The sequence below is a fragment of the Streptomyces sp. NPDC005263 genome (assembly GCF_042872365.1).
Lineage (GTDB): Bacteria > Actinomycetota > Actinomycetes > Streptomycetales > Streptomycetaceae > Streptomyces.
Genome location: NZ_JBIAKJ010000004.1, coordinates 526,711 through 540,900, shown reverse-complemented (window position 1 = coordinate 540,900; position 14,190 = coordinate 526,711). Strand labels below are relative to the sequence as shown.

The 14,190-nt window shown below is 72.6% G+C and carries 11 protein-coding genes; 5 read left to right on the top strand and 6 right to left on the bottom strand.

Annotation, left to right across the window (positions count from 1 at the left end; translation table 11 throughout):
- Positions 1 to 78 precede the first annotated feature (78 nt).
- Positions 79 to 2,472: a PQQ-binding-like beta-propeller repeat protein gene (locus tag ACFYRY_RS20960; protein ID WP_389147474.1), complete on the top strand. Its 2,394-nt coding sequence runs from the start codon at positions 79 to 81 to the stop codon at positions 2,470 to 2,472.
- 51 nt (positions 2,473 to 2,523) lie between these two features.
- Entirely contained in the window at positions 2,524 to 3,135 is a 612-nt protein-coding gene (locus tag ACFYRY_RS20955; RefSeq protein ID WP_389147472.1) for a hypothetical protein, read from the top strand.
- A gap of 4 nt (positions 3,136 to 3,139) precedes the next feature.
- On the opposite strand, the gene ACFYRY_RS20950 is transcribed toward ACFYRY_RS20955, so the two are convergent.
- Genes ACFYRY_RS20950 through ACFYRY_RS20935 form a run of 4 tightly spaced genes read right to left on the bottom strand, consistent with a single transcriptional unit; the run spans position 3,140 to position 6,544 of the window.
- A complete protein-coding gene (locus ACFYRY_RS20950) occupies positions 3,140 to 4,117 on the bottom strand; it encodes an alpha/beta fold hydrolase (RefSeq protein WP_389147469.1) in 978 nt (325 codons plus the stop codon).
- A gap of 37 nt (positions 4,118 to 4,154) precedes the next feature.
- On the bottom strand, positions 4,155 to 4,925 hold the full coding sequence (locus ACFYRY_RS20945; RefSeq protein ID WP_389147466.1) for an enoyl-CoA hydratase/isomerase family protein: 771 nt from the start codon (positions 4,923 to 4,925) through the stop codon (positions 4,155 to 4,157).
- Positions 4,922 to 5,341, bottom strand: coding sequence for a Zn-ribbon domain-containing OB-fold protein (locus tag ACFYRY_RS20940; protein ID WP_389147463.1), 420 nt, complete (start codon positions 5,339 to 5,341; stop codon positions 4,922 to 4,924). The genes ACFYRY_RS20945 and ACFYRY_RS20940 overlap by 4 nt, the downstream gene beginning before the upstream one ends.
- A 45-nt stretch (positions 5,342 to 5,386) precedes the next feature.
- Complete coding sequence (locus tag ACFYRY_RS20935; RefSeq protein ID WP_389147461.1) at positions 5,387 to 6,544, bottom strand: lipid-transfer protein; 1,158 nt, start codon at positions 6,542 to 6,544, stop codon at positions 5,387 to 5,389.
- Between the two features lie 97 nt (positions 6,545 to 6,641).
- Between ACFYRY_RS20935 and ACFYRY_RS20930 the strand changes: the two genes are divergently transcribed.
- The gene (locus tag ACFYRY_RS20930) at positions 6,642 to 8,246 is read left to right on the top strand and encodes a FadD3 family acyl-CoA ligase (protein WP_389147459.1); all 1,605 of its coding nucleotides are present in this window, start codon (positions 6,642 to 6,644) and stop codon (positions 8,244 to 8,246) included.
- 108 nt (positions 8,247 to 8,354) lie between these two features.
- On the opposite strand, the gene ACFYRY_RS20925 is transcribed toward ACFYRY_RS20930, so the two are convergent.
- Together ACFYRY_RS20925 and ACFYRY_RS20920 are read right to left on the bottom strand one after the other, a co-directional pair.
- Positions 8,355 to 8,537 carry a hypothetical protein gene (locus tag ACFYRY_RS20925; RefSeq protein ID WP_389147456.1) on the bottom strand — a complete coding sequence of 61 codons (183 nt, stop codon included), beginning with the start codon at positions 8,535 to 8,537 and terminating at the stop codon, positions 8,355 to 8,357.
- Between the two features lie 222 nt (positions 8,538 to 8,759).
- Positions 8,760 to 11,753, bottom strand: coding sequence for a BTAD domain-containing putative transcriptional regulator (locus ACFYRY_RS20920; RefSeq protein WP_389147453.1), 2,994 nt, complete (start codon positions 11,751 to 11,753; stop codon positions 8,760 to 8,762).
- A gap of 209 nt (positions 11,754 to 11,962) precedes the next feature.
- On the opposite strand from ACFYRY_RS20920, the gene ACFYRY_RS20915 reads away from it, so the two are divergent.
- Both ACFYRY_RS20915 and ACFYRY_RS20910 read left to right on the top strand, forming a co-directional pair.
- Positions 11,963 to 13,219 carry an amidohydrolase family protein gene (locus ACFYRY_RS20915; RefSeq protein WP_389147450.1) on the top strand — a complete coding sequence of 419 codons (1,257 nt, stop codon included), beginning with the start codon at positions 11,963 to 11,965 and terminating at the stop codon, positions 13,217 to 13,219.
- A 5-nt stretch (positions 13,220 to 13,224) separates the two neighbouring features.
- Positions 13,225 to 14,166, top strand: a complete 942-nt coding sequence (locus tag ACFYRY_RS20910; protein WP_389147447.1) for a TIGR03619 family F420-dependent LLM class oxidoreductase — start codon at positions 13,225 to 13,227, stop codon at positions 14,164 to 14,166.
- Positions 14,167 to 14,190: the final 24 nt, after the last annotated feature.

Here is a 14,190-nt window from a genome sequence, read left to right as displayed (position 1 = left end):
CATGGCGGTGCGGTGGTGAGACGCTGCACGGGGCCGCGTACATAGGTGACGCGGCTCGTACGGGGAGGTGGCAGGCAAGTGGTGGATCAGCTGACGCAGCACGATCCGCGGCGGATCGGGCCGTTCGAGGTGCTGGGACGGCTGGGTGCCGGCGGCATGGGGCTGGTCTATCTCGCGCGCTCGGCGTCCGGCCGGCGCGTGGCGATCAAGACGGTCCGGACGGAACTCGCCGAGGACCAGCTCTTCCGCGTCCGCTTCACCCGGGAGGTGGAGGCGGCCCGCGCGGTCTCCGGCTTCTACACGGCGGCCGTGGTCGACGCCGACCCTCGCGCGGCCGTGCCCTGGCTGGCCACCGCGTACGTTCCCGCGCCCTCGCTGGAAGAGATAGTGAACGAGTGCGGGCCGATGCCGGCCCAGGCGGTGCGCTGGCTCGCGGCGGGCGTCGCGGAGGCGCTGCAGTCGATCCACGGCGCCGGGCTGGTCCACCGTGACCTCAAGCCCTCCAACGTGCTCGTCGTCGAGGACGGCCCCCGGGTGATCGACTTCGGTATCGCCTCCGGCGTATCGAACACACGTCTGACGATGACCAACGTCGCCGTCGGCACGCCCGCCTACATGTCCCCGGAGCAGGCGAAGGACTCCCGCAGCGTGACCGGCGCGAGCGATGTCTTCTCGCTCGGCTCCATGCTGGTCTTCGCCGCCACCGGACACCCGCCCTTCCACGGCGCCAACCCGGTCGAGACCGTCTTCATGCTGCTCCGCGAGGGCCCGGACCTCGAAGGCCTCCCGGACGAGCTGCGCCCCCTGATCGAGTCCTGCATGCAGATGGAGGCCAAGGCCCGGCCCAACCCCGCCGACCTCCAGGCCCAGCTGGCCCCGCACCTCTTCGGCTCCGGCTCCGACGACAGCGGTACGGCCTCGGCCTGGCTGCCCGAGCGGGCGGTCGGCCTGATCGAGTCGCGACGCGGTAGCCGTACGGTGGTCCCGGCCGCGCAGGGCGGCGCGCGCAGCGGCGGCGGCCGCCTCGCCCCGCTGCCGCCCCCGCCGTCCCACGACCCCGTCGTCCCGGCGCCCGGCCCCGGCCCGGTGCCGTCGCCGCTGTCCGCGCCGCCCGGGCCCGTCAACAGCCCCGGCACCGGCCCGGTCCGGCTGGCGGGCGCGCAGGTGCCGATCGGGCCCGGCCCGCGGGTCGCCGACGCCCGCGCCGCCGCCGTCAAGGCGCCCCCGCCGGAGGCCGGCCTGGTCGCCTCCTGGTCCAGGCCCCGCCCCGGCGTCAACGGCACAGAACCGGCCGTGGGCCCTGCCGTACCCGCCGTCCCGGCGCCCGCGCCGGAGAGCGCGAGCGGCTGGCGGCCCTGGCGTTTCCGCATGTCCAACGACGTCTGGGGGACCCCCTCGGTCGCCGGTGACCTGGTCTACGTCACCTCCTTCGAGGTGCACGCCCTGGATGTGGCCACCGGCCGCCGACGCTTCAAGACGCGGGACGTGGCCTGGTCGATGGCGGTCGCCGACGGCCGTATCCACGCCTCCGACGGGCCCACCCTGTTCGCCCTGGACGCCCGGGAGGGCGGCGACCTGTGGCGGCTGTCCACGGACGCCTGGGTGTACTCCCTGAAGGCCGAGCGGGGGACCGTGATCACCGGCACCCGCGGCGGCGGCGTCCAGGCGTGGGAGGCCTCGGGCGGACAGAAGCTGTGGGAGATCACCGGCTGCCAGACCGACTTCGAGTCCCCGGAGGCGGGCCCGACCCTGCACGAGGGCACGGTGTACGTCTGGCAGGACGCCCGGGTGCGTGCCCTGGACGCCCGCACCGGCGACGAGCGCTGGTCGTACCCGATCGGCGACACGGCCTCCTGCGGCGGGGTGCCGGTGCGGCTGACGCCGGCCAACGACGGCTATGTGTACGTGTCCGCGGGCGCCCGGGTGCTGGCGCTGGACGTGGGCAGCGGCCATGTCCGCTGGCACTTCGAGGCGCCGGCGGTCTTCCTGTGCCCGCCGACCTTCGTGCCGGGCCCGGCGGTGACCGGCGGCGGCATCTACCTCACCGACTACCTCGGCACGGTGTACGCCCTCGACGCCACCGACGGCCGCGACCGCTGGCGCATCGCCACCGAGGCCCGCTCGTCCGTCGACTCGGTCCTGGTGGCCGCGGGCCACGTGCACGTCGGCAGCGGCAAGGGGCTCTACACCCTGGACGCCGTCACCGGCACCCCGAAGTGGCGCTTCCAGGCGGGCGGCGACATCGTGGGCGCCCCGGTGGTGGCGGAGGGCCGTATCCACTTCGGCTCCACCGACCACCTGCTGTACACGCTCAAGGCCGACGACGGCCGCCTGCGCTGGAAACTCGCGACCGGCGGCGAGATCACCGGCTCCCCGGTGGTCGAGGACGGGGTCGTGTACGCGTGCAGCAAGGACCGGTGCGTGTACGCGCTGGACGCGGAGAAGGGGACCGGGACGGCCAGGACCGCCTGAGAGTGGCCACATGTTTGCTTCAGTGATCGCGTGTGTGACTAGAGTGACCGTATGCATTCACGGGGGCGCACACTCAAGTTCACGGCTGTTCTGGCCATGGTGGTACTCGCACTGACGGGGTTCTCGACGGGCCGTCACGGCCGGAGCAGCAGTGGCGGCAGCGGTGGCGGCTGCAGCAGCTCCAGCCAGAACCACGGCGGCTCGTCGTCGAGTTCGGGCGGTTCGTCGGGCTCGTACGGCTCCGATGACGACGACTACGACTCCTCGTACGGCGACAGCGGCAGCGGCGACAGCTACGGCAGCAGCAGTACCAGCGGCGGGAGCGGTTACAACCGGCGACCCGGCTACCGCTCCACGCCCAGCTCCACCAGCACCGGCTCCGGCACGGCGCTGAAGGACGGCACGGCGAAGCTGGTCAGCTGTGCGACCGCGACCACTCCGTACGCCACGGTCGAGATCTCCAACCCGAACAAGCGCGAGGCCGACTTCCAGGCCTGGGTCACCTTCTACGACGCCGAGGGCACGGAGCTCCTGAAGAACATCTCCGTCACGGTCACCGTGCCGGCGAAGGGCAGGGCGAACACCAAGGTGAAGCTCGGGGACGCGTTGCTGGGGTCGGTCGACCACTGCCAGGTCGACCCGGAAGCCGAACTCGCGAACTGAGCGGTCAGGGCCTGTCCGGGCCGCTGAGCCCGGTGAGGAAGCCGACCAGCGCCTCGTTCACCTCGTCCGGACGCTCCTGCTGGGTCCAGTGGCCGCAGCCGGGCAGCACGAGCGGGTCGCGGACGAGGTTGGGCAACAGAGCCGGGAGCCGATTGATCAGTTCGGGGGTGCCCGGGAAGGCGGGGACCAGGTCGCGGTCGCCGTACATGTACAGCGCGGGCGGGGTGACGACGGCGCCGTGCCAGGCGGCGGTCAGTTCCCAGTTGCGGTCCAGGTTGCGGTACCAGTTCAGGGCGCCGGTGAAGCCCTTCGCGTAGCTCTCGGTCAGCTCGTCGAGGTCCTCCTCGGTGAGCCAGGCCGGCAGCACCTCCGGGTCGGTCATGTCCGCGAGCCAGCCCCGCTCCAGGTCCACCAGGGCGCTCTCGTGGCCACCGGCGTTCGGGGCGTCGCCGGAGGCGGAGAACAGCAGCCGGCGCAAGGTCGTGCGGGTGTCCACGGCGAACTCGGCGTCGGCGACGCCCGGCAGGCTGAAGTAATTCCAGTAGAACCGCCCGCCGAACAGTTCCTGCATGGCCCGCAGCGGCGGCCGCTCCCCACGGAACGGCGGCGGCACGCTCAGCCCCGCCACCCCGCGCACCACGTCCGGCCGCAGCAGCGCGGTGTGCCAGGCCACCGGCGCGCCCCAGTCGTGGCCCACCACGAACGCCCGCTCCTCGCCCAGCGCGTGGATCAGCCCGACCACGTCCCCGACGAGGTGGAGGATGCTGTACGCGTCCACGTCCTCGGGGTGATCGCTGCGGCCGTAACCGCGCTGGTCCGGCGCGACCACCCGGAACCCGGCCGCGGCCAGCGGGCCGAACTGGTGCCGCCAGGAGTGCCAGGACTCGGGGAAGCCGTGCAGCAGCACGACGAGCGGTCCCGTGCCCTCCTCCGCGAAGTGCAGACGGATGCCGTTCACGTCGATCATGCGGTGCTCAACCATGCCCGCGAGCGTACACCTGCGTGATACACGCAGATTGCTACCGCAACCTGAACTCCCGTTGCCGGGCCCGGAACAGCCCGGCCTGCCGTTCGGCCGGCAGGTTCCCGAGCGCCACCAGATGCGGAGCCTGCGCGTAACCCCGTGCCAGCGACGCCTCCTTGGCGGCCCACAGGGCGCGCACCGTGCCCTGCACGGCCTCGGGAGGGTACCCGGCGATGACCGCGGCGGCGGCGGTTGCTGCTGCCAACGCGCCGCCGGGCTCGGTGAGTTCGGTGACCAGCCCCACCTCGTGGGCGCGCCGCGCCGACATTCGCTCGGCCGTCCCCATGAGCGCGGTGCGGGCGGCCTCCCCGTGCGGCATCATCTGGGCCATCAGGACCGCCTCGTACGCGCTGACCATGCCGTAGGTGGTGTGCGGGTCGAAGAAGGTGGCCGTGGTGTCCGCGACGAGGAAGTCGCACTCGCCGAGCAGATAGAAGGCCCCGCCGCAGGCCATGCCCCGCACGGCCGCGACGACCGGCTTGAACAGGTCGTTCGTCTTGGGCCCGATCCGCAGCAGCGGATCGTCCGCCATGAAGGGGGACGCCGGCTGCGGCACGGCCGCGTCCCGGTCGATCCCGGTGCAGAACGCGCGCTCCCCGCGGCCCGTGAGCACGACGGCCCGCACCGCGTCGTCGAACCTCAACTCCCGCCAGACGCCCTCGAGTTCCTCGACCGTGCCAAGGTCGATGGCGTTGAGCCGCTCGGGCCGGTCGAGGGTGACGACCGCGACGCCGGTGTCCTTGTCGGGGCTGACGGTGACGTTCACGATCGCTCCAGGACCCACTGGGGAAGCCCGGTCGCCGGGTCGACGACGAACCGCACCCGGGCGCCGATCCGGATGCCGTGTGGATCGACGGAGTCCAGAGGGTCCCCGGCCGCGCCGACCAGGTTGCCGACCAGCCGGATGCGGGGAGCGTCGGCGAGTTCGACGACCACGACGTTGTACGGCGCCCGTGCCGCGTACTCCGGCAGCAGCGGCGGATGCGGAACGGCGTACGACCAGACGCGGCCCTGTCCGGACATCGGGCGCCACTCGCTCGTGAGGGACTGGCAGTGCGGGCAGCACGGCCGGGGCGGGAAGCGGAGCTCACCGCAGTCGGCGCAGGCCTGGACACGCAGCTCGCCCTCGGCGGCGTACCGCCAGAAGGGGGCGCCGTCGGTGTCGGTGACGGGGGTCAGCATGGCGGGTCAACTCCTCAGGATCCGGGGGCCCGGGTCTTCACGTGGTCAGGCCCTCAGGAGCAGGGCGGAGGTGGGGACGCCCTCACCGGCGGTGACCAGGCAGGTCGAGGCTCCGGGCAGCTGCGCGGTGCTCGTCCCGCGCAGCTGCTTGACGCCCTCGTTGATGAGGTTGAAGCCGTGCACGTAGGCCTCGCTGAGTCCGCCGCCGCCGGTGTTGAGGGGCAGCAGTCCGCCGCTCTCCAGGGCGCCCTGCTCGGTGAACGCCCCGCCCTCCCCGCGGCCGCAGAACCCGTAGCCCTCCAGGGAGAGGGGGATGAGGGGCGTGAACGCGTCGTAGATCTGGGCGACGTCCACGTCCTGAGGGGTGAAGTCGGCGTGTTTCCACAGGTGCCGGGCGGCGGTCCAGGCCGGGCCGGTCAGCGGGTCGTCGTTCCAGTAGTTGACCATGCCGTGGTGCTGGGCGGGCAGGCCCTGGGCGGCGGAGTGGACGTACACGGGTGTCCGGCGGCAGTCCCGGGCCCGCTCGCTGCTGACGACCACGCACGCGAGCGCGCCGTCCGTCTCCAGGCAGTTGTCGTACAGGCACAGGGGCTCGCTGATCCACCGGGACGACATGTACATCTCGCGGGTCAGGGGGCGCTCGTACATCACCGCGTCGGGGTTCTGGTTGGCACGGTTGCGGCAGGCGAGGGCGACGTTGAAGAGGTGGTCGCGGGTCACGCCGTACTCGTGCATGTAGCGGCGGGCGAGCACGGCTATCTCGTCGACGGGCCGCAGCAGGCCGAAGGGCCGGGTCCACTGCGCGGGGGTGCGCAGCTGGACCGTGGTGTTGGTCCAGGGGCGCGGGCCGCTGCCCCGCTTCCGCGACCGCCACGCGACCCCCACCGTGGCCTGCCCGGAGGCGATGGCCGAGGCGAGGTGGGCGACGGTGGCGCAGGAGCCGCCGCCCCCGTACCCGACCTTGCTGAAGAAGGTCAGGTCCCCGAAGCCGACGGCCTTCGCCAGCTCCACCTCGTCGGTCTCCTCCATGGTGAAGGAGGCGAGCGCGTCGACCTCGCCGGGGGCGATCCCGGCGTCGTCGAGGGCGGCGAGGACCGCGCGGCAGGCGAGGGTCCGCTCGTCCTCGGGGAGGTTCTTGGCGAAGGGCGTCTGCCCGATGCCGACGATGGCGGTGGCGTCCTTGAGTCCTGGGCCTCCGGTCATGGTGCGCACACCTCCGCAGACGGGCGGGCGAGCTGACAGGCCGTCAGGCTACCGCTAATCTGACGGACAGTCAGCTACTGGGTTCAGGAGGCTGGTTGTGCGCGGAGACATGGAGTGGGGCAGCATCCCGGGCCTGGTCCGGTCGGCGGCCGAGCGGTACGCGGACACCGAGGCGGTGGTGGACGGCCGTACCCGGATCTCGTACGGCGAACTGGGCGCCCGGGTGGAGCGCGCGGCGGCGGCGTGCGTCGCGAGCGGGGTGCGGGCGGGCGACCGGGTCGGGATCTGGGCCCCCAACTCGCTCGACTGGATCGTCTCGGCGCTGGGCGCGGTGTCGGCGGGCGCGGTCCTGGTGCCGCTGAACACCCGCTTCAAGGGGGCCGAGGCGGCCGACGTGCTGGCCAGGAGCGGGGCCCGGCTGCTGTTCGTGACGGGCACGTTCCTCGGGACGTCGTATGTGGCGTCGCTGCGGCGGGCCGCGGGGGAGGGGACGGGCCGCGGCCCGCTGCCGGGACTGCCGGAGCTGGAGCAGGTGGTGGTGCTGTCCGACGACGCCCCGGCGGACTTCCGCACCTGGAAGGAGTTCCTGGCGGCCGGGGACGAGGTGCAACCGGCGCGGGTGCGGGCCCGCGCCTCGGCCGTGCACGGTGACCAGCCCTCCGACCTGGTCTTCACGTCCGGCACGACGGGCCGCCCCAAGGGCGCCGTCATCACCCACGCCCAGACCTTGCGGGCGTACCGGATCTGGACCGACCTGGCGGGTCTGCGGCACGGCGACCGCTACCTGATCGTGAACCCCTTCTTCCACACCTTCGGCTACAAGGCGGGAGTGATCGCCTGCCTGATGCGGGGCGTGACGATGATCCCGCAGCCGGTGTTCAACGTGGACACGGCGCTGGCGAACATCGCGGCGGAACGGGTGTCGGTGCTGCCGGGCCCACCCACCCTGCACCAGTCACTGCTGGACCATCCGGCCCGCGACGCGCACGACCTGTCGGCGCTGCGGCTGGTGGTGACCGGCGCCGCGGTGGTCCCGCTGCGGCTGGTGGAACGCCTGCGCGGCGAACTGGGCGTGGACACCGTCCTGACCGCCTACGGCCTCTCCGAGGCGAGCGGCATCGTCACGATGTGCCGCCGCGGCGACGACCCGTCGGTGATCGCGTCCACCTCCGGGCGGGCGATCCCGGGCACCGAGGTACGGGTGGTGGACGCCGAGGGCACTCCGCTCGCGGCCGGTGTGCCCGGCGAGGTCCTGGTCCGGGGCTTCACCGTGATGCGCGGCTACTACCAGGACGAGCCGGCCACGGCGGAGGTACTGGGCGAGGACGGCTGGCTGCGCACCGGAGACGTGGGCGTCCTGGACGACGCCGGCAACCTGCGGATCACCGACCGGATCAAGGACATGTTCATCGTCGGCGGCTTCAACGCGTACCCGGCGGAGATAGAGCAACTCCTCGGCCTGCACCCGGACGTCGCCGACGTGGCGGTGATCGGCGTCCCCGACGCCCGCCTGGGTGAGGTCGGCAGGGCGTACGTGGTGCGGCGGGCCGGGTCGGTGGTGACGGGCGACGACCTCATCGCCTGGGCCCGCCGCGAGATGGCGAACTACAAGGTCCCCAGAACGGTCGAGTTCCTGCGGGAACTCCCACGCAACGCCGGCGGGAAGGTGGTGAAAGGCGCGCTGCGGGGGCGGGCGGGTTGACCGGCCGGCGCCCCCACGCCGACCCGCACCCCGCCCGCCCCCGCAAGCCATCGACCGCGGCGGCTCCCCCTACCGCGCCGCCGCGGTCGAACCCCGTGAGGTGAAAGCTCAGTTGGACGGCTCGCTGGTGGCGTGGAAGTCGTCCGGCTTCACGGTCTCGCCACCCGTGGCGTGGAAGTCCTTGGTCGTGATGTCGGTCTTCTTCTTCTCGGAGTCCGCGGCTGCGAGCACGGTCTCCTCGCCGGTGGCGTGGAAGTCGTCGGGCTTGACGTCGCCGTTGTTGTCGGCCATGAGACTGCTCCCTTTGGGACGTGGGACTTAGGACGAACGAGACTGATGAGAACCCGCCCGGCAGCTCCCCCGCGGGCCGCCGGGCGGGCGTCACAGAGCCGTTCACCTTAGTGGTACGACCCTGGTGCCGTGCCGTCTGCCCCCCGACACGACGGTCCGGCACTCATGAGAGTGCCGGGTGGCGATAAACGAATGATGAACGTGGCGCCCGGCTCGCCGATTTCAGGCGATCGGAGCGGTGGCGAGCAGCTGTCGCACGTCCTTGGCCTCGGGTGATCCGGAGCTCTCGAAGATGGTCAGGGCTTCCTGCCAGCAGACCTTGGCCCGGTCCGTCTGGCCGATGCCGCGCAGGCCCCGGCCCAGCACCGTCAGCACGTTGGCGCGGCGCCAGTCGCCGCCGATGCCGTGCAGCACCACGAGCGCCTGCTCGGCACTGGCCGCGGCCTGCGCGGCCCGCTGGTCGGCCAGGTGGACCTCGGCGATGCGGAACAGCGTCATGCCGTGCCACAGGCGCTGCCGGGCGGCCTGGAACATGTGCAGGGCCTCGGTGAGCGTGTCCTGCGCCAGCCGGGTCCGGCCGAGGCTGGTGAGGGCGAGCCCGAGCGCGTACTTGCCGTTGGCGAGCCGCAGCGCCATGCCGGTGTCGTCCCGCTCGTACAGGGCGACCCCCTGCCGGGCCAGCGAGACGGCACTGTCGGTACGGCCCGTCGCGAGGTGCACCCGGGACAGGTTGCACAGGGCGCTCGCCTCGCCCGGGTTGTTGCGGTCCTCGCGGAACGCGGTCAGCGCCTTCGTCAGATGCTCCTCGGCCTCGTCGTGCCGCCCGTCGTACAGGGCGATGATGCCCTGCTGGTTGGGCGCCTGGGCGCAGACCACCGGGTCGTTCGCGACGAGCCCGAGCTTCAGGGCCCGGCCGGCCTCCAGGCTGGAGTCGGCGAACTGACCGGCGATGCCGAGCAGATGGCTGTGCATGAGGCGGGCCCGGCCCTCGGCGAGGGCGTCACCGGCCTGCCGCGCCGCCGTGATCACCGCGGCGCAGGATCTGACGTACTGGCGTGAGTTGACGCCCGACTCGCCGAGGTCGATGCCCACCACCAGCAGGTCCGCCGCCCGCCTCACCAGGCCCTCGCCGCCCGCCTGTTGCACCGCCGCGAGCAGCGCGCTCGCCTCGCTGAACAGCCAGTCCAGTGCCTTGTCCCGGTCGGTGAAGGTCAGCCCCGGGTAGTCGACCCGGCTCAGATGGTCCAGGACCCGCTCGCCGGGCCGCTCGATCGCGTAGACCGCCGACGCCGTCGCCAGATAGAAGTCCAGCAACCGGGACATCGCCGCCGCCCGCTCGCTCGGCGGCCACTCGTCCCGTTCCGCGCAGGCACGCGCGTAGAGCCGGACCAGATCGTGGTAGCGGTAGCGGCCCGGCGCCGCCGATTCCAGCAACGACGTGTCGACCAGGGCCTCCAGGAGGTCCTCCGTGTCGTCCGTCGGCAGGTCCAGCACCGCCGCGGCCGCCGCCAGCGAGATGTCCGGGCCGTCCGCCAGGCCCAGCAGCCGGAACGCGCGGGCCTGGACCGGCTCCAGCTGCCCGTATCCCAGCTCGAAGGTCGCCTTCACCGCGAGGTCGCCGGCCTGGAGCTCGTCCAGGCGCCGCCGCTCGTCCGCGAGCTTCGCCGCCAGCACCGAGACCGTCCAGGTGCGACGGGCGGCCAGCCGGGACGCCGCGATACGGATCGCCAGCGGCAGGAAACCGCACGCCGCGACCACGTCCAGCGCCGCCTCCCGTTCGGAGCCGACCCGTTCCTCGCCGACGATCTTCGTGAACAGGGCCAGCGCCTCGTCCGGGGACATCACGTCCAGGTCGACGAGGTGGGCCCCGGCGAGGTCGACCATGCGGACCCGGGAGGTGATCAGGGCCGCGCAGCCCTCGGTGCCCGGCAGCAGCGGGCGGATCTGGGCCGCGTCCCGCGCGTTGTCCAGCAGCACCAGCACCCGGCGGCCGTCCAGGACCGAGCGGTACAGCGCCGCCCGCTCCTCCAGCGAGTCGGGGATGGCCGAGTCCGGGGTCCCCAGGGCGCGCAGGAAGGAGCCAAGGACCGTCTCGGGTTCCGCCGCCCTCGATCCCGCGCCCTGGAGATCGACGTACAGCTGACCGTCGGGGAAGACACCGCGCGCCTGGTGGGCGACGTGCACCGCCAGGGTGGTCTTGCCGACCCCGCCGATCCCGGCCAGCGCGGACACGGCCATCACCCGGCCCTCCGCGGAGGCCAGCACCTCGCCGAGTTCCGTGACGAACGACGACCGCCCGGTGAAGTCCGGGACGGTGGCCGGGAGTTGGGCGGGGCGCACCGGTACGGCGTCGGGTTCCGCCTTCTTCGCGGACGGTTCCGCCAGGCCCGGATCCGCCTGGAGGATGCGCTGCTGGAGTTCGCTCAGGCCCGGGCGCGGGTCCACGCCCAGTTCGTCGGCCAGGAGCCGGCGGGTGTCGGCGTACACCGCCAGCGCCTCCGCCTGACGGCCGCTGCGGTACAGGGCCAGCATCAGCAGCTCGCGCAGGCGTTCCCGGAGGGGGTGCTCCGCGGTCAGCGCGGTCAGTTCGGAGACCGCCTCCGCGTGGCAGCCCTGCTCCAGGTCCATGTCCAGGCGGGTCTCCAGCAACTGGAGCCGCCACTCCTCCAGCCTGACCCGCTGCGCCTCCGCGTACGGGCCCGGCACCCCGGCCAGCACCTCGCCGTCCCACAGGGCGAGCGCCCGGCCCAGGACCTCACGGGCGTGGCACAGGTCCCCGGCGCCGCGCGCCTTCTCCGCCTCGGTCGCCAGGTCCTGGACGACGGTCACGTCCAGCGCGCCCTCGGAGAGCCCGCGCACCGCGTACCCGCCGGACTCGCTCACCAGGACCCCGGGGTCCAGCACCTTGCGCAGCCGGGAGGCGTACGTCCGTACCGCCGCCAGGGCCCGCGCGGGCGGTTCCTCGCCCCACAGGGCGTCGATCAGCTCGGCGGCGGTCGCGGTCCGGCCCTCGCGCAGCAGCAGGGCGGCCAGCAGGGCCCGTTGCTGCGGGGAGCCGGTGCTCAGCGGTTCCTCGTCCCGCCAGGCGCGCACCGGTCCGAGCACGCCGAACCGCAACGACACCGTCTCCGTCTCCGCCCCCGCCCGGTCCGCGGAGCCGGGACGCCTCTGCTCCGGCACGCGCGGTACCTCCGGCACTCGCGGTACACCGTCCATCGCCGTCCCCCCTGGAAATCCTGAGCAACCCCGCCAGTTTGCCTTGTTCATGGCAGATGCGTCAGCTGTGGAGAGTGTGATCACAGGCAGGCACGCGGGATATCACAAGGCCCGCACGCCTTCTTCGCACAGACTCGCGCGGAAATCACCACAAGAGGGGGCCGCTCACAGAGCTGACGGATCGTCAGATCGGCGCTACCGTCAGCGCCATGGACACCGCCATGGACACCGCCACGGACACGCAGACCCCGCTGCCGCTGATCATCTCCGTCGACGACCACACCGTGGAGCCCGCCACCGTCTGGCAGGACCGGCTTCCGAAGAAGTACCTGGACACCGGGCCCCGGATCGTCCGCGCGCCCCTGAAGGAGATGACCTTCCTCGGCGGCCGCTTCAAGCCCGTGATGGGCGCTCAGGGCACCGAAGGCCCGCTCGGCGACTGGTGGGTCTACGAGGATCTGCACCGCCCCCTGACCCGCCTGGACACCGCGGTGGGTTACAGCAGGGACGAGATCAAGCTGGAGGTCATCACCTACGAGCAGATGCGGCCCGGCTCCTACGACGTCCCGCAGCGCCTCGCCGACATGGACGTCAACCACGTCCAGTCCGCGCTCTGCTTCCCGACCTTCCCGCGCTTCTGCGGCCAGACCTTCACCGAGGCGAGTGACCACGAGCTCGGTCTGCTCTGCGTTCGGGCCTACAACGACTGGATGGTGGAGGAGTGGTGCGGGCCGACGGCGCACGGCCGTCTCATCCCGCTCACCCTGATCCCCCTGTGGGACGCCGAACTGGCGGCGGCGGAGGTGCGGCGCAACGCCGCCCGGGGCGTCAGGGCCGTGGCGTTCTCCGAGATACCCCCGCACCTCGGCCTGCCCTCCGTGCACACCGACGACTGGGACCCCTTCCTGGCCGCCTGCGACGAGACCGGCACCGTCATCGCCATGCACATCGGCTCCAGCAGCCGGATGCCCTCCACCTCCGCCGACGCCCCGCCCGCCGTCGGCTCCACCATCACCTTCGCCAACTGCTGCTTCTCGATGGTCGACTGGCTGATGAGCGGCAAGTTCGAACGCTTCCCGAACCTCAGGGTGATGTACGCGGAGGGCCAGATCGGCTGGATCCCCTACATCCTGGAGCGCGCCGACATCGTCTGGGAGGAGAACCGCGGCTGGGGCGGCGTCGCCGACAAGGTCCACCGCCCGCCGTCCGAACTCTTCGCCGAACACGTCTACGGCTGCTTCTTCGACGACGCCTTCGGGCTCAGGAACCTCGACTCCATCGGTGTCGGCAACGTCCTCTACGAGACCGACTACCCCCACTCCGACTCCACCTGGCCGAAGTCCCGCGAGGTCGGCGAGGCCCAGATGGGGCACCTCGCCCCGGATGTGGTGGAGCGGATCGTGCGGGGCAACGCGATCGAGCTGCTGGGGCTCACCCCGGACGGCCTCTGGGACGGCTCCCGGTGACGGCGATGCCCCCCAACCCCCGTCTCTCCTACGGCATCCAGCTCCCCGTCCAGTCCCAGAGCACCCTCTACGCCGAGCCGTGGGAGGCCGACGCCGGTCCGGACGACCTGGTCGAGATCGCCCGGACCGCCGACCGGGCCGGGTTCTCGTACGTCGCCTGCTGCGACCACGTGGCCATTCCGCGCCGGCTGGCGCCCGCGATGAGCACGGTCTGGTACGACCCGGTCGCCACCCTCGCCTTCCTGGCCGCCGCCACCGAACGCGTCCGGCTGCTCAGCCATGTCGCCGTCGTCGGTCTGCGTCATCCGCTGATCGGCGCCAAGCAGTACGTGACCCTCGACCACCTGAGCGGCGGGCGGCTGATCCTCGGGGTGGGTGCCGGGCACGTGCGGGAGGAGTTCGAGGCGCTCGGAGTCGACTTCCCCCGGCGCGGGGCCGTGCTCGACGAGTCGGTGGACGCCCTGCGCGCGGCGCTCGGGCCCGAGGAGTTCCCCGAACACCACGGCAAGCTCTACGACTTCCAGGACCTCGGCCAGCGCCCCCGGCCCGCGCAGACCCGCGTCCCGCTGTGGGTCGGCGGCTCCTCCTCCGCCGCCGTCCGCCGGGCCGCGCTCCGGGGGGACGGCTGGCTGCCGCAGGGGGACCCGCGGGAGCGGCTGCCCGCGCAGATCGCGCGGATCCGGGAGATCCGCGCGGAGCACGCGATCCAGGGGCCCTTCGTCGTCGGCGCCATCGCCGAGCCGCTGTACGTCGGCGGCCCGGCCTGGGACGTCGGCCGGCGCACGCTCAGCGGCCCGCCCGAGGCTCTCGCCGAGTCCCTGCGGGCCTACCGCGCGATGGGGGTGGACCAGATCCAGGTCCGCTTCCGCAGCCGAAGCCGTACCGAACTCACCGACCAGATTGCCGCGTTCGGCACGGAGGTGGGCCCGCTGCTGGCGGATTCGTAGGGCGGCCCGCGCGGTAGGAGTCGT